The organism is Microbacterium sp. SORGH_AS_1204 (assembly GCF_030818935.1).
In the GTDB taxonomy this organism is placed as follows: Bacteria; Actinomycetota; Actinomycetes; order Actinomycetales; family Microbacteriaceae; genus Microbacterium.
In genome coordinates, this window is record NZ_JAUTBD010000001.1 from 928,761 (window position 1) to 949,183 (window position 20,423).

The following is a 20,423-nucleotide window of genomic DNA, read 5'->3' on the forward strand; positions in this document are numbered from 1 at the left end:
GCGGGGGTGCGGGTGCGCCCGGGTGTGCACAACGGCGGGGTTTGTGGGCGACGCGCCGTTCCCGTGTCGGGTCGGCCGGCGTGTCGGCCGTGACTCCCGCCGTTGTGCACGGGGTGAGGGGCGGGTCAGGTCCCCGCAGCCGCGCGGTCGAAACGCATCGCGTACGCCCGCGTGAACACTTCGCCGCCCGGACCCCGCAGCAGAGCCCGCAGCACGCCCGTGCGCGTCGCGTGCGCGGCCGGGCCCGCCGCGCGGCCCAGCATCGTGTTGAGCCACGCCAGTCGCGCTGCGTGACGGGCCGACGCGAGACGGCCGTGCTCCCACCGGGCGAGCCCGGCGGCGTCGCCCCGCCGCACCCATGGTGCGAGAAGCGGCGCGAGCGTCAGCGCGTCGAGCAGGCCCAGGTTCATCCCCTGCCCGCCGATCGGGCTCACCTCATGGCCCGCGTCGCCCACGACGACGATGCGCCCGCGCCGCAGGGCCGGCGCGACGGCCCGCCGCACGCCGAACGTCGAGGCCCCCGCGATGTCGACCTCGACCCCCGTGCGAGCGGCGACGGCGTCGCGAAGGAACGCGTCGGCATCCGTCACCTCGTCGGACCCGGCCCATGCCACCAGCCGCCGCCGACTACCGGGCAGCGGGAACGACTCCACCACGCCCCCGCGCTCGAGATGCACGCGCGCCACCGGCCCCCCGGATGCCACGACATCGGCCATGGCGTAGCGGTCGGGGTAGTGGTGGGTGCGGACGGCACCCGGCCGGTAGACGAGATCGCGCCCCGCCCATCCGGATGCCACGACGACGACGCCCGCCCGGACCTCGTCGTGCCCGCCGGGCCCGGACGTCTCGGCGCGCACGCCGTCGCCCTCGCGCCTGAGCGATGTGACGGTGATCCCGCGACGCACCGGCGGGGCGAGGGAGGTGAGCACCCGCATCGTGTCGCTCTGCGGAAGGGCGGCGACGTACGGATGCCGCGCCCGCACGCGGTCGAAGCGGATCTCGGCGAGCACCCGGCCGTCGGCCCGCGCTTCGCCGCGGTCGATGCGCACCGCCTCGGCGCGGAGGCCGTCGGTCGCTCCGCACGCCTCCAGCAACGCCAGGGCGGGGGAGTGGATGCCGATCGCCCGCGTGCCACCTCCAGCGTCGCCCCGACGCTCGACGATCTCGACGTCGACGCCGCGCGCGTGAAGGTCGGCTGCGAGCGCCAGGCCCACGGGTCCCGCGCCGACGACGAGGACCTCAGGCACCGCGACCGGCCCCGTCTGCGGCGCGCCGACTCTCCCGGGGCGAGACGGCGGCATCCGCGCGACGGGTCGTCGCCTCTCCTCGGTCACGGCGCTGTCCCTGTGAGGGCGCGGCGACGGCACCCGCCCGGCCCGGGGCGCCCCCGGCGGTTGCGGCGTCCGCCCGGAGCGAGGCGCCCCCGGTGGCGACGTCACCGGCCCGGCCCGAGGAGCCCCCGGCGGTTGCGGCGTCCGCCCGGCCCGAGGCGCTCCCGGCGGTTGCGGCGTCCGCCCGGCCCGGGGCGCCCCCGGCGACGGCACCCGACCGGCCCGAGGCGCCCCCGGCGGTTGCGGCACCCGACCGGCCAGAGGCGCCCCCGGCATGCGCCCGACCCCGCGCCACGGCGAGCAGCCGGAACGGCGCGGGCGTCTCCACCCGCCACGGCGAGCCGAGGGCTGCGGCCAGCTCCGCAGCGCGGTAGCTGCGCCGGATCGACCGCAGTCCGTCGACGCGCAGGAACGTCCCCGCCGAGAGCGGTGTGATGCCGACCGCGTACAGGCCGTAGGCCAGACGCCCGCGTGCGATGTCGGCGTGCAGCACGGTGCCGGTCGAGAGGGCGAGCGAGTCGTCGGTGAACGTGCGCAGCGCGTCGGCGTCGAGGTGGTGCAGCACATGGTTGCTCACGACGAGATCGAAGCGTTCACCGGCCGCGAGCAGTTCCCGCGAGTCCTGCGCCACGAATCGCACGCCCGGCCGCGCACGCTCACGGGCTGCGGTGATCGCGCGCGGATCGGGATCGGCTCCCACCCACTCGACGTCGAGACCGTCGCGCGCCGCGAGACCGGCGAGGCGCACGACGACGTCGCCTCCGCCGCAGCCGAGGTCGAGCACGCGGGCGGGGCGGCCGAGGGCGCCCAGCTCGGGCGCGACACGCGTGCGGTAGACATGTCCCCACGCCGACACCAGCCGGTTCACGACGTCGAACCGCCGGTACGTGGCGGCCAAGGCCCCCGGGTCGCAGTCGGGGTCGTCCATGAGCTCGCGCAGCGCCGTGTCGCGCCGCGAGAGCCCGCGTGGGCGCGCGGCCACGCTCACGCCGCCGCGCGACGCACGGTGATCTTCGCCGCCTCGACCGTCAGGCCCGGCCCGAATGCCAGGGCTGCGACCCGGTCGCCCTCGACGCGGGAGGCGTCGGCGAGCAGGTCGCGCAGGATGAACAGCAGCGTCGCGCTCGACATGTTGCCGTGTCGGCGCAGCACGTCGCGCGAGGGCGCGAGGGCGCTGGCATCCAGTCCGAGGGCGTTCTCGACGCGGTCGAGGATGCTGCGCCCGCCAGGGTGCACGGCCCACGCGTCGACCCGGTCGAGCTCACCCACGACGTCGGCGGCGATGGCGGAGATCTCGCGGCCGATGATGCGGGGGACCTCGGGCGTGAGGGTCATCTCGAAGCCCGAGTCGCCCACGGTCCAGGCCATGTCCTTCTCACCCTCGTCGGTGACGTGGGTGGCGAATCCGTCGAGGTCGAGGCCGTCGTGCGAGGAGTCTCCGGATGCCACGACCGCAGCGCCCGCGCCATCGGCGAACACGGAGGCGGCCACGATCTGATCCGGATGCGACGAGGTCTGCCAGTGCAGGGAGCACAGCTCAGCGCACGCGACGAGCACCACCGCAGCGGGATCGGCGCCGACGATGCGCGCGGCCAGACGCAGCGCGGGGATTGCGGCCGCGCAGCCGATGAAACCGAGGTGGTAGCGCTCCACGGTCGGCGACAGGCCGAGATCGCGCACGAGGTGGTAGTCGGGGCCGGGGGCGAACATGCCGGTGCACGACACCGTCACGACGTGCGTCACGGCATCCGTTCCGTATCCGGATCGATCGATCGCCGTGCGCGACGCCGCGGCGAAGAGGGCGGGCGCGGTGCGGCGGTACTCGTCGTTGCGGGCGCCGGTGGGCGGCATGAGCAGGGTGTCGCCGTCGCGCACTCCCAGTCCGTCACCCGATCCTCCCGCCAACTGCGGCAGCACGACGTGACGCGTGTCGATGGCTGCGGCGTCGAAGGCCGCGCCCACCAGCCGCTGGCTCTTGCGGTCGAAGCCGGGTTGCGCGGCGAAGAGGTCGCGCAGGGTGGACTGCTCCACACGCGTGTCGGGCAGGGCCGTGCCGATCGAGAGGATGCGCGCGGTCATGCCCCACTGTAGGCACGGCATCCGACACCGGGCGCGGGGATGGCGCGCCGCGTATCCGGCGTCTATGGTGCCGCGGGGAACGTCTCCCGACGCCGTCCGCGCTGCGGTCGCGGCCGCACAGGCGCGGTTCCCGAGCGCGAGGGTCACCGACTTCGTTCCCCTGTTCATCGAGCGGGAGGCGCGTGCGCGGCTCAAACGTGCACACGGCTGACGCGGCGGCGCCTCGCGCGATCGTCACCTGTCAACCCGCTCGGACGGGCCGTCCGCGCGGGCCTACGGTGGCGCTCCCCCCGCGAAAGGACACCGCCATGACGGGCCCCCGCAACGCCGACCCCACTCGCGTGACGAATCAGAACGCCGTGCAGAACCCGAACCGCAAGGTCTGGCTCCTGGCATCCGGGTTTCTCGCTCTGATCTCGATCGTGCTGTTCGCCTTCTCGATCCCCATCGTCGCCGCGTGGGCGTGGATCGGCATCGCGTTCCAGGTGGCAATCTTCGCCGCGCTGCTCGCGAACGGCCTCACCGGGCGCCGGAGTTCGTACCAGGGCTACATCTTCGCCGTGCTGATGTGCGTACAGGCGGCGGTGGCGCTGCTGGTGATCGTCGTGATCGCCATCGCCGCATGGATGCCGACGAGCTGGGCTGCGACGACGAAGCGCCGCCCGGCTGTGCGTCGGGCGGCGCTCGTGCGCGGGGAGTCAGTCGCGCAGCGCGCTGCTGACCTCGGTCGGGCTGTCGAATTCGTCGGCCTTCGCCTCGCGAAGACGCGCGAGCAGTTCCTCGGGCGCGCCGTTGTCTTCGGCGATGCCGATGAGTTCGTGCCGGCCGACGGGGTAGTCGACTCCGGCGAGGTACTTCTGCAGTTCGATGGCGTCGGGCAGTTCGGCCACGGTGTTCTCCTTCGGTAGGGGTCAGAGGATGGGCTTGCCGCCGGTGACGGCGACGCGGGCGCCCGAGACGTAGCTGGCTTCGTCGGAGGCGAGCAGCACGTACACGGGGGCGAGCTCGGCGGGCTGCCCGGGACGGCCCATCGGCACCTGCTCGCCGAAGCTCTCGACCTTCTCCGGCGGCATCGTCGCCGGGATCAGGGGTGTCCACACCGGCCCCGGCGCGACGCTGTTGGCCCGGATGCCGCGCTCCGCCAACAGCTGCGCGAGAGAGGCCGTCATGTTGGCGATCGCCGCTTTGGTCGCGGCGTACGGCAGCAGCTGCGGCGACGGCATGTCGGAGTTCACCGAGCTCGACGCGATGATCGACGCGCCCGCCTTCAGGTGCGGGAGCGCGGCCTTGACCAGGTGGAAATAGGCGCTGACGTTCGTCGCCCAGGTGTAGTCCCACTCGCTGTCCTCGATCTCCTCGAGGGTGTCGTGACTCATCTGGAACGCGGCGTTGATGACGAGGACGTCGAGCTTGCCGAGATGCTGCACGGTCTGCGCGACCAGGTCGCGGCAGTGCGCGGGGTCGGAGACGTCACCGGGAAGCAGGATGACGCGCCGGCCGGCGTCCTCGACGAAACGCCGGGCCTCCTCGGCATCCTCGTGCTCGTTCAGGTACGCGATGGCGACATCCGCGCCCTCGCGGGCGTAGGCGAGGGCGACGGCCTTGCCGATGCCGCTGTCGCCGCCGGTGATGAGCGCGACCTTTCCCTCGAGCCGTCCGGAGCCGCGGTAGGTCTCGGCGCCGTAGTCGGGTCGCGGGTCCATCTCGTGGTCGGAGCCGGGCACCTCTTGCTGCTGGGCGGGCTGTGACATCTCTGCCTCCTCGTGGTCGGGGTCGGGCTCACCACCCCACCCGGCCGAGGCGGATCGCGCACGAGGGTTGACAGCCGCGGCCCCCGCCGGCGGGTCTGCACGCTGGGGCCGCGGACCCGCCGGCGGGTCTGCCCGCTCGGGCCGCGAGGGAGGCGCGGCCCCGCCGGCGGGTCTGCACGCTGGGGCCGCGGACCCGCCGACGGCTCCGCCCGCTCAGGCCGCGAGGGCGCGGGGCATCAGCAGTCCCGCGATGGCATCGCGGTAGTCGTCGATCATGCGGCGACGGTCGAGCCGGGCGCGCGCGTCGAGCGCGGCCGCGCGCAGAGCCGCTCGGCGATCCAGCGCGTCGTCCCACGCCGCACCGATGGCATCCGCGTTGCGCGGGGTGACCAGGCCGAATCCCCGCACCACGCGTGCGGCGTCGCCGACGTCGGTGGTCACCGGGACGGCTCCGGATGCCGCACCCTCGGCGAGACAGAGGGGGGAGGCCTCCCCGAACGCGCTCGTGAGCGCGACGACATCGGCCGCGCGGTACAGCGCGGGCATGTCTTCGCGCAGGCCCAGGGCGTGCAGCGGCACGGCGGCATCCACCCCGCTCTCGGCCCGCAGGGTGAGGAAGGCGGGGTTGTCGGGTGTCATCCCGGCTCCGCAGACGACGTAGTGCGCCCCGGGGGAGCGGCGGGCGTGCCGCGCCACGGAGCGGAGGAAAAGGCCCGGGTCCTTCATCGCGTCGAACCGCGCGGCGAGCATGATCACATCGGCGGCCTCGGGGATGCCGAGATCGGCGCGGATCCGCCCGCGCTCCGCGCGCGTGCCCGGGCGGAAGCGTCTGGTGTCGATGCCGTTGTCGATCACCCACGAGTTCTCGGCGGCGACCCCCGCGCGGGCGTAGGCGAGACACGTCGAGTCGGCGCACGCGATCGTCGCCGTCAGGGCGCCGGACGCAGCCGTGTCGCACAGCCAGCCGAGGGCGGGACCGGAGTGCGTGGGGTCGGAGCGGTGCAGACACGCGGCGATCGGCCGGTCGGGCAGCAGGCCCGCGCGCTCCAGGGCGACGACGAGGCTCAGGGGCTGCTCCTTGAGAGAGAGGATGACGTCGGCCTCGGCGAACAGAGCCGCCGCACGGGTCAGCTCTTCGAGCGTGAAATCCTCGGGGGCCAGGGGGCGGTCGCCGGCGACCCGGTCGAAGGTGTCGATGCTGACGCCCGCCGTCCGCAACCGGCGGAACCGGGCGTCGTCTCGGGCGAACTGCAGCGACGCGTCGCGGCGCGCCGCCGAGGTGAGCGAGAGCACGCGGTGCCGCTGCGCGCCGCCGCGGGCGAGCCCCGCGACGACGTCGGAGTGGAGGATGCGCGCACCTCCGGCGAAGAAGCCTTCGTACAGCGACAGCACGCGAACGGGTCGGGTCATCGGGGCGCCTCCGGGGGTGGGGATCGGACATCGCGGTCGCGGTCGTCCCATGCTGGAGGCTCGACCCGGGGTCGTGGGTTACGCCCGGACGACCATCGAGTGAACGCGAGCGCACGGGCGACCCGTTTCGCGGACCGACCCCGGAACGCAGAAACCGACGCGCCGACTCAGGGGGTGGAGTCGACGCGCCGGCGGGATGGGACGGGTCAGGCGCGGGGTGCGGCGGTGCTGCGCGCGTGAGCCGCGGGACGGAGCGAGCCCGGTGCTCCGCCCCGCGGCGCCCCCTCACGCGTCGCGGACGGTGCTCCCTGCGTCCTGCGCGCGGTCCCGCACGGTGGAGGCCGCGTCGGTGGACTCGTCCTTCACGTGCGCGACGGCTTCGGTCGCCCGGTCCTTCACGGCGGCCGCGGCGTCCTGCACCGGCTCTTTCAGGTCGTCGGCGATCTCGCGCGCGACATCCTTGGCGCCCTCGACGAGCGGTTGCGCCTTGTCCTTCGCCTTCGCCGCCGCGTCGCGCTCCGCGCGGGTGGGGGGAATCAGCGACGCCAGCACGAGCCCCGCTCCGAAGGCGACCAGACCCACGGCGAGGGGATTGCCTTTGACCTTCTCCGTCGCGTGATGCGCGGCGTCGCCGGCGTGGTGGGCGAGATCGGATGCCGCCGAGCCCGTGTCGTCGGCGGCACCCATGACGCGGTCCCGCACGCGCCCCACGGCGGCGTGCACCTTGCTCTTCTGCCGTTCCACGATCTTCGCGGGCGTCACCTTGTCGGCCAGGGCGTCCACGTCGGACCCCAGTTCGGCGCGCGTGCGCTCGATGTCGGCGCGGATGGCTTCCGGTGAATCGGTCATCGGTTCTCCTCGTTCCTGGTGAATGCTTCCGGGATCTCCTGCAGGGTCGCGGCGGTCTGCGGCGCGCCCTGCACTTTCTTCAACTGGGTGCGACCGACCGCGAACAGGATGCCGCCGATCACGGCCCAGATCACGGCGACGATCACGGCCGACCACGCCTCGCCCACGAGCAGCGCGAGGGCTGCCCACAGTGCGATCGACAGGAACAGCACGGCCATGCCGGCGGCGTATCCCGCCCCGCCGAGCAGGCCCGCGCCCTTGGCCGACTGCGACGCAGACTCCTTGACCTCGGCCTTGGCGAGGGCGAGCTCCTGACGCATCAGCGTCGACATGTCGCGCGTGACCTCGCCGACGAGCTCGCCGAGCGACGTGGTCGCGGCGCGGCGCTCAGACGGTGTCGGGTCGGTCATGCGATCCCTCCTCACGGGTGCCCTCGAGTCGGGCTGCCGATTCGGTGTACAGGGGCGGGTCGCCGCCGTCGACACCGGTGGTCAGCCCCGTGTCGTCGATGTCCGCACCGACGACGCCGTCGGGAGCGGTGTCCGCGAAGGCCGGCGTGCTCGTGGCGACCCCGGCGGGCACAGTGCCCACCCCGCTCGGCAGGGGCGGCGCATCACCGGCCGTGCGGGCCGCCGCGTCGGCCTGCGCGAAGCGAGGACCACCCAGGGAGTCCGATCCACTCGACGACGAGGTTCCGGATGCCGCGCCGGCGGCGATCGCGCGGCTCAACCGCCCCACCACGACCCCCGCGATGGCGGCGACGGCGATGAAGGTGCCGGGGCGCCGTCGCGCGAAGGTCGTGACCTCCTGCAAGAGCTGCTGGGGATCGCGGTCGCCGAGCCAGGTGCCGACGGTCGACAGGTGTCCCGCCGCGCGCCGCACGAGCTCGCCTGCCATTCCGCCGTTCTCGTCGGCCTCGGCCATGCGCGAGAGGTCGGTGCCCATCGATCCCAGACCGTCGGCGAGCCGACGCTGCTGGGTGGCGGCGTGGTCCGACAGCTCCCTGCCCGACTGCGCCACCACGTCGCCGAGTCGGGCTTTCGCCTCACCGGCGACGGCGGCCGCTTCGTGTGCTCCCGTCTGGGCGACTCCGCGTGCGGCCTCACCCGCGGTGCGGGTGACTTCCGACGCTTCGTGCGTTGCGGTCTGGGCCTTACCGGATGCGCCGGTGTCCTCGTCGTTCGACATGTTGAACTGCGACATGGTCGCTCCTTCCGTGTCTGAGGGACTCCGGTCTAGGCGCGCGACGGCTCCTTCGCCGCGGGCCTTGCGCCGCCTCCGGGCACATGCAACGCGCGACCCGTCCGGGCGGCGGCGCGTTCCGGCCAGCGGCTGAATCGCCGTCGTCCGGTGAGGCGCGGGTCATCCGTTGCGGACTTGTCCGCCAGGACCCGAAGGGGGTGCGGGGGCGTGCGCGATGCCGCCCCCGGAATGCAACCTGCGCGTCCACCTCGCGGAACTGGGTACGATCGGGGGTCGTGCCTACCTCTTCCGAGACCACCTCGCCGCCCGTCGCCGGGTCGGCACTGGGGCGTGCCCTGCTCGCCTACGGGGAGGCTCGGCGCAACGCCGCGGCCGAGGCGCGTCGCGCGCTGTCGCTCAACGAGCTCGATGCGCGCGCGCTGCTTTTCGTGGCGGAGAACCCGGGGGCTCGTCCGTCGCACGTGCGGGATCATCTCGGCATCACGTCGGCCGGCGTGACGACATTGATCGATCGTCTCGTGCAACGGGGTGCGGTTCGTCGTGATCTCGACGACGTCGACCGGCGCGTGAACCACATCACCGCGACCGTCGACCTCGACGTGCCGCCCTGGTCCGCGCTGCGCGCGTTCGACGCCGGTATCGAGGCAGCGATCGCGACCATCGATCCCACGGAGGCGCGGCGGACGGCCGAGACGCTCGAGCGCATCATCGGAACCGTCGCGGGCTGAGACGCGGGTCTTCACGACCGGCGATGCCGGCCGCGTATTCGGCTGCAGGCCGTTGGGGCGGTCGCGAGGATGCCGCTGACGTGACCGTGCGCGTGCGAACGCCGGATCGGGTCAGTCGACGGTGTCTGGCGCGCTGGCGAGGAACGCCTCCGAGCGCGCCTGCAGGAACGAGCAGAGCGCCGCCAGGGTCGCGAGTTCGCCCGACAGCGCCATCACCCGCCCGGCGGGGAGAGGAGCGGCGTCTTCGCGCGGTTCGAATGTGACTGCCCACTCCGTGGATCCCTCTTGCGCACCGGGTGCGATGTAGAAGGTGGTCGACACGCTGCGCAGCCGCGCGGCGACCAATCCGGCGTCCGCGTCTTCGTCGTCGTCGCTGTCCTGAGGAATGACGCGGAGTATTTCCGCATCGTCGTAACCGAGCTCACGGAAATCATCGACCCACGCCTGCAGCGTCGTCATCGTGCGAAACGGCATGGGCTTCCTCTCGATACGGGCGCGAAAGGCGGCCCCCCTCATTATGACTGTCGGACGGGCGTCTCGACGCGGGGTCACGAGCACCGCGCCGAGACGATGTCCGACCGGGTGTGCCGGGGAACGACAGCCGTCCGGTCGATGCAGCCGGGCTGCCAGGACATGCTGACCCGCCTGGGCGGGGAATGCAACGGCGGTACTCGGGGAGTGCGTGCGGCGGACAGCGAGTGGCGTCACGCGGCTGTGCGCCGCGAATACACACCGTAGCCAGCGCAAAGGTTACGGTGGAGTGCGGGTGCGGGGGCATCGGTGTCGATCGCCGGCCGTTGCGTCGATTGCATGAGAGCGTTCCCATACCCTCTCCGCGCAAACGATGCAATGGCCTTGCCGCACATTCTCGGACGATTTAGGAAACACGCGTGGAGCACACCAACATCGAAACGCGAGACGCGGAGACCGTCGAGCACCTCTGGCAGACGATCGTGCCGGGGGCGCGTATCAGTCGCGCCGAGGCGATCCAGCCCGCACTCGCCTGGCACGCGGCGTCGGAGCCCGGCTTCGGGTTCTGCGATTACACGATGGGCTCCACCATGCTCGTCGAATCCGACCCGCTCGACCAGGTCGTGGTCGGTCGGATCGCGGGACCTCGCGTGGCGGGCACGTATCGGCGCGAACGCATCGACACCGCCGTGCCGTTCATGGTCGTCGACCGCCCCCTCGAGATCGCCTTCACGGGGCGCATCGCCGCCACCGCGGTGTCGTTCGCGCGCTCCGATTTCGACGAGGCGGCGCGCCGTCTCTCGGGCGATGACACCTTGCGCGTGCGGGCGACCGGCTACGCCCCGGTGAGCGAGCAGCGCCTTCGATACTGGACGCGCACGTGGGAGTACGCCCGCGACGTTCTGCTGCGTTCGCCTGAACGCACCCCGATCATCGAACAGCAGGCGCGCACCCTCATGCTGGAAGCCTCGCTCCTGGCCTTCCCCACCACGTTCACCGACGCGCTGGCGGCGGGTCGGCCGTCGCGTCCGCTGCCCGCACCGGTGCGCCGGGCCAAGGCCTATGTCGAGGCGCACGCCGCCGAGCCCGTGGTGTTGGCCGACATCGCTCAGGCGGCGCGGCTCTCGCCGCGTGGTCTGCAGTACGCGTTCCGCGCTGCGACCGGTCGCACCCCGATGCAGTACCTGCGCCGGGTGCGCCTGGACGCCGCTCGCGCCGAGCTGCGCAGCGCCGACCCGTCGGTGGAGACCGTGGCCGCGATCGCCGCCCGCTGGGGCTTCTCGAACCTCGGTCGTTTCGCCGCGATGTACCGCGGTGAGTTCGGCGAGACGCCGTCGACGACGCTGCGCTCCTGACGCGCGGGCGGTGACCCTGTGGGCGGTGACTTCGCGGGGTGCCCCTGTGGGCGGTGACCCTCGCGGGGATGCGTGGGCGGTGACCCTCGCGGGGTGACGAGGGGGCGGTGACTTCGCGGGGTGACGAGCGGGCGGTGACCCCCGCTTTGTGCTGAAGGGAGGAGTGGGGGCGGGCGGAGGACGAATTCCGCCGTGGCATCCTCCTTTCGCCCCATATCCTCCGCTCGTCACGGTTGCGGGATGCGCGAGCGTATCCGGCGGTGCGAGGGGCGGGGTCTGGTCGCGGCGTGATGTGCAGGGCGGGCGGTGGCGGCCGCGCCTTGACCCGCGCTCGGTGACCCGCGCGTCGTGCCGAAGGGAGGAGTGGGGGCGGGCGGAGGATGAATTCCGCCGTGGCATCCTCCTTTCGCCCCGAATCCTCCGCTTGTCACGGTTGTGGGGCGCGCGAGTGTATCCGGCGGTGCGAGGGGCGGGGTCTGGTCGCGGCGTGATGTGCAGTGCGGGCGGTGGCGGCCGCGCCCTGACCCGCGCCCGCTGACTCGCGCGTCGCGCCGAAAGGAGGAGTGGGGGCGGGCGGAGGACGAATTCCGCCGTGGCGTCCGCCTTTCGCCCCAGATCCTCCGCTCGTCACGCGCCGCCCGCCCCGACCGCGCCGCCCGATCCGCACGATCCGCACGCGCGGGGGATGCCGTCAGTGACCCGCGCCGAGCCCGCCGGTGAGCCGGCCGTGGAAGCGCCGGGCGGCGTCGTTCATTCCCTCGAGCTCCACGACGGTGCCGAGGTGCGCGTATTTCGTCTGCACGGCATCCAGGGCCGCGACGGTCGAGGCGTCCCACACGTGCGAGCGCGAGAGGTCGATCACCACGCGCGCGGGGTCGCGGTGGTAGGCGAACTTCGTCGTGAGGTCGTTGCTCGAGGCGAAGAACAGCTCGCCCTCCACGACGTAGCGCGCCGTCTCGCCCTCGACGGTGCGGGTCACGCTCGTCAGCGAAGCGACGCGGCGCGCGAACAGCACGGCGGCGGCGATCACGCCCACGCCGACACCGATCGCGAGGTTGTGCGTCCACACGGTGACCGCCACCGTCAGCACCATCACGACGGTCTCGCTCACCGGCATCCGGCGCAGGGTCGAGGGACGGATGCTGTGCCAGTCGAAGGTCGCGACCGACACGACGATCATCACCGCGACGAGCACCGCCATCGGGATGATCGCCACGACGTCGCCGAACGCGAGCACGAGCACGAGCAGGAAGACACCGGCGAGGAAGGTCGAGATCCGCGTGCGGGCCCCCGAGGCCTTCACGTTGATCATCGTCTGCCCGATCATCGCGCAGCCGCCCATGCCGCCGAACAGCCCCGACAGTACGTTCGCGGCGCCCTGACCGAGCGATTCCCGCGTCTTGGATGACGGGGTGTCGGTGATGTCGTCGACGAGGGCTGCGGTCATGAGCGACTCGAGCAGTCCCACGATCGCCATCGCCACCGCGAACGGGAAGATGATCCCGAGCGTGTCGAGCGAGAACGGCACGCCGGGAAGGAGCAGCGCGGGCAGGCTCTCGGGCAGGGCGCCCTGGTCGCCGACCGTCGGCACCGAGATGCCGAACACCACCGCCGCACCCGTGAGCAGCACGATCGCGACGAGGGGCGCCGGCACGGCTCTGGTGACGCGGGGGAGAAGGTACATGATCAGCAGCCCCGCCGCGGCGATCGGATAGACCGCCCACGGCACGTCGATGAGCTGTGGCACCTGCGCCGTGAAGATGAGGATCGCCAGCGCGTTCACGAACCCGACCATGACGCTGCGCGGGATGTACCGCATGAGCTTGGCGACGCCGAGCAGACCGAGGACCACCTGAAGGATGCCACCGAGGATCACCGTCGCGAGCAGGTAGTCGACGCCGTGCTCGCGCGCGACGGGCGCGATGACCAGCGCGATCGCCCCGGTCGCGGCGGAGATCATGGCGGGGCGCCCGCCGAGGAAGGCGATGGCGACGGCCATCACGAACGACGAGAACAAGCCCAGGCGGGGATCGACGCCGGCGATGATCGAGAACGCGATGGCCTCGGGGATGAGCGCGATGGCCACCACGAGACCGGCAAGTGCCTCACGGGTGAGCAGGCGCGGTGAGCGCAGGGCCTGGAGCACGGTGGGTTCGGGGCGCGGGCGCGCGAGGACGTCGGTCATGAGACGCTCCGGGAGGGGGAGGGGCCCCGCGTCGACGCGGGGAAGAATGGGGGTGTCGCGATCGCGACCCAGAGAGACTCTACCGTAACGAGAGGGTTGCGGAACGGGGGATGCCATGACCGCCCAGCGACCCATGCAGATCGGCGAGCTCGCCGAGCGCACCGGCCTGTCGATCCGCACGCTCCGTCACTACGACGAGATCGGACTGCTCCGGCCGTCGGCGCGCAGCGACGGCGGCTTCCGTCTCTACACCGCCGACGACGAGTCGCGGCTCCTGCTCATCCGCCGCATGAAACCGCTGGGGTACTCGCTGGAGCAGATGGGCGAGTTGCTCGCGGTCGTCGACGGTCTCGACGCCGATCCCGCCGATGCGGCGCTCGCCGCGCGACTGGCCGACATCCGCGACGAGGCGTCGACGCGCCGCGACGACCTTCGCCGCAAGCTCGACGCGGCCGACGAGTTCGTCGCGCAGCTCGAGGCACGATGACCGCCCACGACCTCGCGCTCGAGGGCCATGGCATCCTGCTCACCCCCGCCGTGCCCGACGACGCCGCCGCTGCCTGGGCCCTGACCGACGCGAGCCTGTGGGCGGGGATGACGACGCCCTGGCCCGAATCGGTCGCGGCGTACGCCGCGCGCATCGCACAGCAGCAGGCGACGCCGGGGATGTTCGCGTTCATGGTGCGGGATGCCGACACCCTCGGCATCCGTGGATCGACGACGTTCTACGAGTATGCGCCGACGCAGGGCCGGGTCGAGATCGGCACGACCTGGTACGGCCGCGCCTTCCAGGGCGGTCGGACCAACCCCGCGACCAAGCTGCTGTTGCTGCGGCACGCGTTCGAGCAGTGGGGGCTGAACCGCGTGGCGCTGCGCTGCGACGCGCGGAACACCCGCAGCGCCCGGGCGATCGAGCGCCTCGGTGCCACGCCCGAGGGGCGGCTGCGCCACCACCGGATCGCGTCGGACGGCTCGATCGGCGACACCCTCTACTTCTCGATCCTGCGGGAGGAGTGGCCGAACGTGCGTGCGGGGCTCGAGGCACGCCTGCGCTGAGCGCCCGGACCGCGCTCGGCGTCGGGAGGAGAATCCGCCGGGGGGAGGATGCCGGGGCGCGGCGCGGTCCTCCGGTCGCTGATCCTCCCTCGTGTCAGCGGCGCGGTGGGCGGCGTCGGGAGGAGAACCCGCCGGGGGAGGATGCCGGGGCGCGGCGCGGTCCTCCGCTCGCCGGTCCTCCTCCCGTCGTGCGCTGTTTACGGCATCCGTGCGGTCAGCGGCGTATCCCGGCGCGCACTCTGGAAGACTGCCGACGTGAGCGAGCACACGACGACGGACGAGCCGAAGACCCGCACCACGGCCCGCATCCTGGTCTTCGACGAAGACGGCGCGCTGCTGCTGATGAAGCAGCACTGGGGTCGGCGGGTGCGGCCTGCGCGCTGGCTGACGGTGGGCGGGGGCATCGAACCGGGTGAGGATGCCGCGACGGCGGCCGTTCGCGAACTCTTCGAGGAGACGGGCCTGCGAGTGGATGCCGTGGGTCGACCGGTCGCGTTCCGCGACATCGCGCTTCCTCCGGCGGAGGAGTACGAGCGCCGCACGGCGGTGTACTTCGTCGTGCGCGTCCCGCGGTTCGAGATCGCCCGCGAGGCGTGGACCGAGAGCGAGCAGGACGACATCGTGGACGTACGGTGGTTCACGCCCGCAGAGCTCGCGGCGTCGCACGACGTGTTCGACCCCGAGGACGTGCGGGAGATCGTCGCCGGCCTCGACGGGTCGGATCGCGTGTGACACCGGCGCAGCCCGGACGACGGCGGGGGAGGGCTCCGGTGCCGTGTAAGCTTTCCTGTTGGAAGTGTGTCCGAGCGGCCTAAGGAGCATGGCTGGAATCCATGTAGGCGGGGTAACTCGCCTCGCAGGTTCAAATCCTGTCACTTCCGCCAGAACAGCCCCCGGTGAGCGATCGCTCGCCGGGGGCTTCTTCGTCGTGCCCGGCCAGACGGTGTCCGGCCAGACGGTGTCCGGCCAGACGGTGTCCGGCCAGACGGTGTCCGGCCAGACGCTGCCCGCCCCGATAGCGTGACGGCATGAACGCGTTCGATCGCCCGACATCCCGCCTCGGCGTCGTCGCCGTGGCGGGTGCGCTCGCTCTCGTATCCGTGCTGCTCATCTGGGGCATCGCCGTGCCTTCGGGACCACTCGTCTGCCCCGCGGTGTACCCGGCACCGACGAACTGCCGCGCCGAGTTCCGCGTCGGAACCGGTCTGGTCGCCTCGATCGTGATCGCTGCGGCATTCGTTCTGACCGTGTGCGTCGCGCTGCGGCGATCGGCGTGGAGGGGTGCGGCGACGTGCGGCGTTCTCGTGCTGGTCGTCGCGCCGTTCCTCGCGTATGCGCTGGTGACCGGGCTCCCCGGCTTCGCCGTGGGCTGAGGCCGCCCGCCGCCACGGGTCAGCTGCCGACGGTCTCGCGTTCCGTCTCGACCGCTCCCGGCCGCACAATGAGCGAGCGGGGGAACAGCCCCGCGATCAGGCGGCGACCCGGCGACACCCCCGCCCGCAATCGCGAGCGGATGCGCTCCACCGCCCCCGCCAGAGCGGGACCGCTCGCGGGGTCGATGGCATCCTCCGCGTAGCTGACGCGCTCCACGGCCGCACCGAGCAGCGTGATGTCGTCGGCGTCGACGCCGTGATCGGAGACGAGGCGCGCCGCGAAGGCACGCGGCGACTCCGCTCCGGATGCCGGGATGCCGAGGTCCACCGCCTCGTCCTGCAACGCGCGCCACGCGGCGACCGCATCCCCCGCGCGGGCGGCCCTCAGACGGCGGCTCCGGCGCAGCACGCGCACGACCGACGGCACGATCAGCAGCACGAGCAGCGCCGCACCGAACAGCGAGGGCGCGACCCACGAGGTGGAGGCCCGCGTGCCTGTGGCGACCCCGGGGCCGTTCTGCGCGTCGATGTCGGGCCGCGCGGCCTGCGACGGCGCCGTCGAGGGGGCATCCTCGGGGGCGGCGGCATCCTGTTCCGGGGTGTCGGGCGTGGTCGAGCCGCCCGACCCCGAGCCCGAGGCGAAGTTCGTCGGCACGCCCAGGCTGTTGGTCGGCTCGAACGGCACCCACCCGATGCCCTCGAACGACACCTCGGGCCACGCGTGCAACTGGCTGGATGTCACCGTGTACTCGCTGCCGTCCTCCGGTGAGCTGCTGGTCGCGGTGCCGGGGAGGTAGCCGATGACGATGCGGGCCGGCAGGCCCAGCGAGCGCGCCATCACGGCGAAGGCCGAGGCGTAGTGCACGCAATACCCCGCGCGCACCTGCAGGAAGTCGGCGACGGCATCCAGTCCCGCGCCGTCGAAGCCCGAATCGACGGGGGCGTCGAGCGAATAGCGGAACTGGCTGCTGCGGAACCACGTCTGCAGCGCCGCAAGCTGGTCGTAGGGCGACTGCGCACCCGCGGTCACCTCACGGGCGGTGTCGCCGATGATCGCCGGCACATCGCCGGGCAGGCTCGTCAGGGTGGGATCCAGGTCCGCCCCTCCCGCCGCGCGGGAGCGTATCTGCTCCAGCGTCGGGCGCGGCACCTCGGCCTGCACCTCGTACACCTGTTCGCGGGTCGACCCGGCGCGGGTGACGACCGTGCGGTTCTGCGGCATCCCGAGCCAATCCCCGTCCAGGCCCGTCACGGTCGAGGCCGGGTAGGGCACCGGCAGCCAGGGACTGTCGAGCTGATCCACGGTCACCGTGGTCGTGTAGTCGGCGACCGTGATGTCGCCGTCAACGGCGACGGGCTCGAACACCGCGCCCTCCGCCGGGACGGGAACGGTGTCGGAGCTGTCGGGCTGCCAGATGGAGCCGTCGAAACGCGACAGGGTGACCGCCCGCAGGTAGGGGGCGGTCGGAGCGGTGGTGCGTACGCTCAGCACGTCGACCTCGCGCGGCTGGCGGAGGTCGTTGCCGAGCTCGAGGTTGGGGTTGATGGTCGTGCCGACGCCGCCCGTGCCGCCGGTGGCGAAGCGGAGCCCGGGCTGGGGGAGGAGCGGGGTGGCGACCACCGCCACGATCACCGCCACCGCGGCGACCCCGAGCGCGGTCGCCGACACGCCGCGCACTCCCGGCGATCCGGCGCGTGCGGAGGCCCGGGAGGAGGGCGCGGTGCGCGCGCGCGTGTCGACGCGGAGGAGGAACAACAGCGCCGCCGCCAGCAGCACGAAGCCGACGATGTCGATCTCGGAGGGGATGGCGATGGTCGGAATCAGCGACACGGCGACGAGGCCGACGCCGGCCAACAGCGGCATCCGCGCCGTCAGCACCACGTGGTCGAGCACCACCGCGAGGCCCGCGACGGCGGCCACCAACAGGAACGACAGTCCCGTCTGCGCCGCGACCGGTGCGACACCGGTGCGGATCTCCTCGGATGCTGCGTTCAGCAGCCCCGGCAGCGACGCGAAGGTCGCCGGGGTGGGGATCACCCCCAGGATCGCCGAGGACCGCCCGAAGATCGCCGTCAGCACCACGACGCCCACCGCGATCTCGGCGATGGTCGCGAAGACGGCGGGCAGTCGGCTCGCGCGAACCAGCAGGCCCGCCCCCAGCACCGCGGCGGTGGTGAAGACCGCCCCCGCCACCCACGCACCGGGCGCGATGACCGAGAACACCGGCAGCAGGGCGGCGGCGATCGCGGCGAAGAGTCCGACGGTGAGCAGCGTCGCGTCGCGCCGTCGCCGCGGGGTGCGCAGCGCCGTCACGTCAGCGGCCGACACGGGCGTACCCCTCGTCCATCGCCTCGTCCCACGCGGCGGCCACATCGCCGCCGGGACGCAGGACTGCTGCCCGCCAGCCCCCGGCGCGCAGCGCGGAGAGGTCGGCGTGCTCGCCGACGACGAGCAGCACAGGGAGCGCGGAGTGGTGGGCAACGCCGCCCAGTGCGGCGCGGTCGTCGGTTTCGAGGGCACCGGTGATGACGACCACGGGGCCGGCGAGGGAGGCGGCGGATGCCGGCACCACTCGCCGCGCGGGATCGTCGGCGCGGGCGCGCAGCGTGGCGAAACCGGCCGCGGCGGCACGCGCTTCTCCGTCGTCGCCGCCCTCGACCGGGTCGATCAGCAGCGTTCCGTCGCTGTCGACGACGTCGACGGTGTAGCCCTCGTGCACGAGTCGGGCGACCGCCGAGACGCAGGCCGTGACCGCCGTCTCGAACGCCGGGTCACTGCCGGGGGCGTGCGCGGCGAGGGGCGACCAGCGCGAGAGCGCGCGGTCGAGCACGACGGTGGCGGCGGGGCTCGACTCCTGCTCCTCCTGGCGCACCATGAGGGTGTCGCGGTGCGCGGTGGCCCGCCAGTGGATGCGCCGCATCGAATCGCCCGGCGCATAGGGACGGGCGACGAGGTTGTCGGCGCCCTGACCGAGTTGCAAAGTCGTCGTCTGGCGGCTGCCGCCCGCGTCGCCCGCGGCGGGCGCGAGCACGGCGAGGTCGACGATGGCCGGGGCGACGGTGACCGGTGTCGTCCGGCCCAGCGAGAGACGCCGCCGCAGCAGTCCGAACGGATCGGTCGTGGTCACCTCGAGGGGACCCAGAGAATGGATGCCGCGCGACACCCCGACCACGTCGTAACGCAGCTGCACGGCGCCCCCGGTCCCCGACAGGGTGGAGCCGGTGGCCGGCGACGCGCCCTCGGCGCGGCCCGCGATACCCGGTGGAAGAGCGTCGACCCACCGGCCGGGACCACTGGGCAGGGCGCTTCGCAGCCCCGCGCGCACGAGCACCGAGGCCGTGCCGCCCACCTCGGGGACCTCGGGCGAGACGACCCGCGACACGCTGCCCGCGCCGCGGGTGAGCAGCAGCGCGATCGCCGAGGCGGCCAGCAGCGCCGCGAGCAGCGTCGCGAAGTACAGCAACTCCGGGATGCCGGCGTGCTCGGCGATCACGAAGGCCGCCACGGCCAGCAGCAGCGCCCCCGTCCCCCGCAGGGTGAGGGGCCACCAGCGCCGCACCAGCGACCTCACGGGCGCGACGCGAGGGGCACCCGCACGCTCGCGGCGATGCGCTCGAGCGCCTCGCCCACGACGGCGGCTCCGGCACGCCCGCCCGCGGCGGATCGGTTCGCGATGAGGCGGTGGGCGAACACCGGTGCCAGCAGCTCGGTGATGTCGTCGGGAATGACGTACGAGCGGGCGTCGAGGGCGGCGCGCACCTTCGCGGCCCGCACGAGCTGCAGGGTCGCGCGGGGGCTCGCGCCCAGGCGGATGTCGGGGTGGCTGCGCGTGGCTTGCGCGAGGGCGACGACGTACTCCTCGAGCGCGGGGGCCACGTGAACGCCGCGGGCCCAGGCGATCATGGCGGTGACGTCGCGCGCCGTGACCACCGGCTCGAGGGTGTCGAGCGGGTTCACCGCGTCGCGCTGGCGGAGCATGAGCGCTTCGGCCGCGGCATCCGGATACCCCATCGAGATGCGCATCAGAAAGCGGTCGCGCTGCGCCTCGGGGAGCGCGTACGTGCCCTCCATCTCGAACGGGTTCTGGGTCGCCACGACGAGGAACGGCGAGGGCAGCACATGCGTGCGGCCGTCGACGGTGACCTGACGTTCCTCCATCGCCTCCAGGAGCGAGGACTGCGTCTTGGGAGAGGACCGGTTGATCTCGTCGGCGATGACGATGTGCGCGAACACCGCGCCCGGGGTGAACTCGAAGTGCCGCTGCACCGGGTTGAACACCGACACGCCCGTGATGTCGCCCGGCAGCAGATCGGGAGTGAACTGGATGCGACGCACGTCGGCGTCGATCGTGGCCGCCAGCGCCCGCGCGAGCATCGTCTTGCCCACACCCGGCACGTCTTCGATCAGCAGGTGACCCTCGGCGAGCAGGGCGATCAGGGCGCTGCGCACCGCGTGCGGCTTGCCGTCGATCACCCGTCCCACGGATGCCAGGATCTTGCCGGTCAGACGGGCGAACCGATCCGCGTCGAGCGGGGCGTCCAGCACGCCTCTCGCGGGGGCGGAGTCGTTTCGACGCATTCGCGTCGCCGCCTCGGGCGTGACCGTCTCGTCCATGGCATCCCTTGCGTCGC

20 protein-coding genes, 1 tRNA gene and 1 pseudogene are annotated in these 20,423 nt (G+C 72.9%); 8 read left to right on the plus strand and 14 right to left on the minus strand.

Translation table 11 applies throughout. The annotated features are described in order from the left end of the window. Positions 1-125 precede the first annotated feature (125 nt). The 3 genes and pseudogenes from QE410_RS04315 to QE410_RS04325 all read right to left on the minus strand — a co-directional run bounded on the left by QE410_RS04315 (position 126) and on the right by QE410_RS04325 (position 3,410). The gene (locus QE410_RS04315) at positions 126-1,247 is read right to left on the minus strand and encodes an NAD(P)/FAD-dependent oxidoreductase (protein ID WP_307328352.1); all 1,122 of its coding nucleotides are present in this window, start codon (positions 1,245-1,247) and stop codon (positions 126-128) included. 361 nt (positions 1,248-1,608) lie between these two features. After that, positions 1,609-2,319, minus strand: a pseudogene (locus QE410_RS04320) (methyltransferase domain-containing protein); the annotation flags it as partial. Continuing rightward, positions 2,316-3,410, minus strand: a complete 1,095-nt coding sequence (locus QE410_RS04325) for a type III polyketide synthase (protein ID WP_307328358.1) — start codon at positions 3,408-3,410, stop codon at positions 2,316-2,318. The gene QE410_RS04325 and the pseudogene QE410_RS04320, both read right to left, overlap by 4 nt. Positions 3,411-3,474: 64 nt before the next feature. Here QE410_RS04325 and QE410_RS17085 point away from each other — a divergent pair, with 64 nt between their 5' ends. Beyond that, a complete protein-coding gene (locus QE410_RS17085) occupies positions 3,475-3,621 on the plus strand; it encodes a three-helix bundle dimerization domain-containing protein (protein ID WP_373459317.1) in 147 nt (48 codons plus the stop codon). A 487-nt stretch (positions 3,622-4,108) separates the two neighbouring features. Here the strand turns inward: QE410_RS17085 and QE410_RS04330 are convergent, their stop codons facing one another. The 6 genes from QE410_RS04330 to QE410_RS04355 all read right to left on the minus strand — a co-directional run bounded on the left by QE410_RS04330 (position 4,109) and on the right by QE410_RS04355 (position 8,623). Then, positions 4,109-4,300: a DUF2795 domain-containing protein gene (locus QE410_RS04330; protein ID WP_307328361.1), complete on the minus strand. Its 192-nt coding sequence runs from the start codon at positions 4,298-4,300 to the stop codon at positions 4,109-4,111. 21 nt (positions 4,301-4,321) lie between these two features. After that, a complete protein-coding gene (locus tag QE410_RS04335; protein ID WP_307328364.1) occupies positions 4,322-5,161 on the minus strand; it encodes an SDR family oxidoreductase in 840 nt (279 codons plus the stop codon). 213 nt (positions 5,162-5,374) lie between these two features. Next, entirely contained in the window at positions 5,375-6,571 is a 1,197-nt protein-coding gene (locus QE410_RS04340; protein WP_307328367.1) for a glycosyltransferase, read from the minus strand. A 285-nt stretch (positions 6,572-6,856) separates the two neighbouring features. Then, a complete protein-coding gene (locus tag QE410_RS04345; RefSeq protein WP_307328370.1) occupies positions 6,857-7,420 on the minus strand; it encodes a DUF3618 domain-containing protein in 564 nt (187 codons plus the stop codon). Next, on the minus strand, positions 7,417-7,830 hold the full coding sequence (locus QE410_RS04350) for a phage holin family protein (protein WP_307328374.1): 414 nt from the start codon (positions 7,828-7,830) through the stop codon (positions 7,417-7,419). The genes QE410_RS04345 and QE410_RS04350 overlap by 4 nt, the downstream gene beginning before the upstream one ends. After that, positions 7,808-8,623 (minus strand): hypothetical protein, encoded by an 816-nt coding sequence (locus QE410_RS04355; RefSeq protein ID WP_307328378.1) that lies wholly within the window; start codon positions 8,621-8,623, stop codon positions 7,808-7,810. Before QE410_RS04355 ends, QE410_RS04350 begins: the two co-directional genes overlap by 23 nt. Before the next feature lie 275 nt (positions 8,624-8,898). Here QE410_RS04355 and QE410_RS04360 point away from each other — a divergent pair, with 275 nt between their 5' ends. Continuing rightward, positions 8,899-9,351 (plus strand): helix-turn-helix domain-containing protein, encoded by a 453-nt coding sequence (locus tag QE410_RS04360; RefSeq protein ID WP_307328381.1) that lies wholly within the window; start codon positions 8,899-8,901, stop codon positions 9,349-9,351. Between the two features lie 111 nt (positions 9,352-9,462). Here QE410_RS04360 and QE410_RS04365 read toward each other — a convergent pair whose 3' ends face one another. Continuing rightward, positions 9,463-9,825, minus strand: coding sequence for a hypothetical protein (locus QE410_RS04365; protein ID WP_307328384.1), 363 nt, complete (start codon positions 9,823-9,825; stop codon positions 9,463-9,465). Positions 9,826-10,241: 416 nt separating this feature from the next. Here QE410_RS04365 and QE410_RS04370 point away from each other — a divergent pair, with 416 nt between their 5' ends. Beyond that, complete coding sequence (locus QE410_RS04370; RefSeq protein ID WP_307328386.1) at positions 10,242-11,177, plus strand: AraC family transcriptional regulator; 936 nt, start codon at positions 10,242-10,244, stop codon at positions 11,175-11,177. Between the two features lie 691 nt (positions 11,178-11,868). On the opposite strand, the gene QE410_RS04375 is transcribed toward QE410_RS04370, so the two are convergent. Beyond that, complete coding sequence (locus QE410_RS04375) at positions 11,869-13,362, minus strand: SulP family inorganic anion transporter (protein ID WP_307328390.1); 1,494 nt, start codon at positions 13,360-13,362, stop codon at positions 11,869-11,871. A 115-nt stretch (positions 13,363-13,477) separates the two neighbouring features. Here QE410_RS04375 and QE410_RS04380 point away from each other — a divergent pair, with 115 nt between their 5' ends. The 5 genes from QE410_RS04380 to QE410_RS04400 all read left to right on the plus strand — a co-directional run bounded on the left by QE410_RS04380 (position 13,478) and on the right by QE410_RS04400 (position 15,791). Then, positions 13,478-13,849, plus strand: a complete 372-nt coding sequence (locus tag QE410_RS04380) for a MerR family transcriptional regulator (RefSeq protein WP_307328393.1) — start codon at positions 13,478-13,480, stop codon at positions 13,847-13,849. Then, positions 13,846-14,418: a GNAT family N-acetyltransferase gene (locus tag QE410_RS04385; protein ID WP_307328396.1), complete on the plus strand. Its 573-nt coding sequence runs from the start codon at positions 13,846-13,848 to the stop codon at positions 14,416-14,418. Before QE410_RS04380 ends, QE410_RS04385 begins: the two co-directional genes overlap by 4 nt. A gap of 255 nt (positions 14,419-14,673) precedes the next feature. Continuing rightward, on the plus strand, positions 14,674-15,150 hold the full coding sequence (locus QE410_RS04390) for an NUDIX hydrolase (protein WP_307328399.1): 477 nt from the start codon (positions 14,674-14,676) through the stop codon (positions 15,148-15,150). 60 nt (positions 15,151-15,210) lie between these two features. Beyond that, a tRNA-Ser gene (locus QE410_RS04395) sits at positions 15,211-15,302 on the plus strand. A 144-nt stretch (positions 15,303-15,446) separates the two neighbouring features. Continuing rightward, complete coding sequence (locus QE410_RS04400; RefSeq protein ID WP_307328402.1) at positions 15,447-15,791, plus strand: hypothetical protein; 345 nt, start codon at positions 15,447-15,449, stop codon at positions 15,789-15,791. Positions 15,792-15,810: 19 nt separating this feature from the next. On the opposite strand, the gene QE410_RS04405 is transcribed toward QE410_RS04400, so the two are convergent. Genes QE410_RS04405 through QE410_RS04415 form a run of 3 tightly spaced genes read right to left on the minus strand, consistent with a single transcriptional unit; the run spans position 15,811 to position 20,370 of the window. After that, positions 15,811-18,120 (minus strand): DUF3488 and transglutaminase-like domain-containing protein, encoded by a 2,310-nt coding sequence (locus QE410_RS04405; protein WP_307328405.1) that lies wholly within the window; start codon positions 18,118-18,120, stop codon positions 15,811-15,813. Then, positions 18,107-19,363: a DUF58 domain-containing protein gene (locus QE410_RS04410; RefSeq protein ID WP_307328407.1), complete on the minus strand. Its 1,257-nt coding sequence runs from the start codon at positions 19,361-19,363 to the stop codon at positions 18,107-18,109. Before QE410_RS04410 ends, QE410_RS04405 begins: the two co-directional genes overlap by 14 nt. Continuing rightward, complete coding sequence (locus tag QE410_RS04415) at positions 19,360-20,370, minus strand: AAA family ATPase (protein ID WP_373459360.1); 1,011 nt, start codon at positions 20,368-20,370, stop codon at positions 19,360-19,362. The genes QE410_RS04410 and QE410_RS04415 overlap by 4 nt, the downstream gene beginning before the upstream one ends. Positions 20,371-20,423 lie beyond the last annotated feature (53 nt).

Bases quoted from the DNA above. Each gene is read 5' to 3' on its own strand.
- QE410_RS04325 (WP_307328358.1), bottom strand. From the start codon at position 3,410: ATGACCGCGCGCATCCTCTCGATCGGCACGGCCCTGCCCGACACGCGT.
- QE410_RS17085 (WP_373459317.1), top strand. From the start codon at position 3,475: ATGGTGCCGCGGGGAACGTCTCCCGACGCCGTCCGCGCTGCGGTCGCG.
- QE410_RS04335 (WP_307328364.1), bottom strand. From the start codon at position 5,161: ATGTCACAGCCCGCCCAGCAGCAAGAGGTGCCCGGCTCCGACCACGAG.
- QE410_RS04340 (WP_307328367.1), bottom strand. From the start codon at position 6,571: ATGACCCGACCCGTTCGCGTGCTGTCGCTGTACGAAGGCTTCTTCGCC.
- QE410_RS04345 (WP_307328370.1), bottom strand. From the start codon at position 7,420: ATGACCGATTCACCGGAAGCCATCCGCGCCGACATCGAGCGCACGCGC.
- QE410_RS04350 (WP_307328374.1), bottom strand. From the start codon at position 7,830: ATGACCGACCCGACACCGTCTGAGCGCCGCGCCGCGACCACGTCGCTC.
- QE410_RS04355 (WP_307328378.1), bottom strand. From the start codon at position 8,623: ATGTCGCAGTTCAACATGTCGAACGACGAGGACACCGGCGCATCCGGT.
- QE410_RS04365 (WP_307328384.1), bottom strand. From the start codon at position 9,825: ATGCCGTTTCGCACGATGACGACGCTGCAGGCGTGGGTCGATGATTTC.
- QE410_RS04375 (WP_307328390.1), bottom strand. From the start codon at position 13,362: ATGACCGACGTCCTCGCGCGCCCGCGCCCCGAACCCACCGTGCTCCAG.
- QE410_RS04380 (WP_307328393.1), top strand. From the start codon at position 13,478: ATGACCGCCCAGCGACCCATGCAGATCGGCGAGCTCGCCGAGCGCACC.
- QE410_RS04385 (WP_307328396.1), top strand. From the start codon at position 13,846: ATGACCGCCCACGACCTCGCGCTCGAGGGCCATGGCATCCTGCTCACC.
- QE410_RS04400 (WP_307328402.1), top strand. From the start codon at position 15,447: ATGAACGCGTTCGATCGCCCGACATCCCGCCTCGGCGTCGTCGCCGTG.
- QE410_RS04415 (WP_373459360.1), bottom strand. From the start codon at position 20,370: ATGCGTCGAAACGACTCCGCCCCCGCGAGAGGCGTGCTGGACGCCCCG.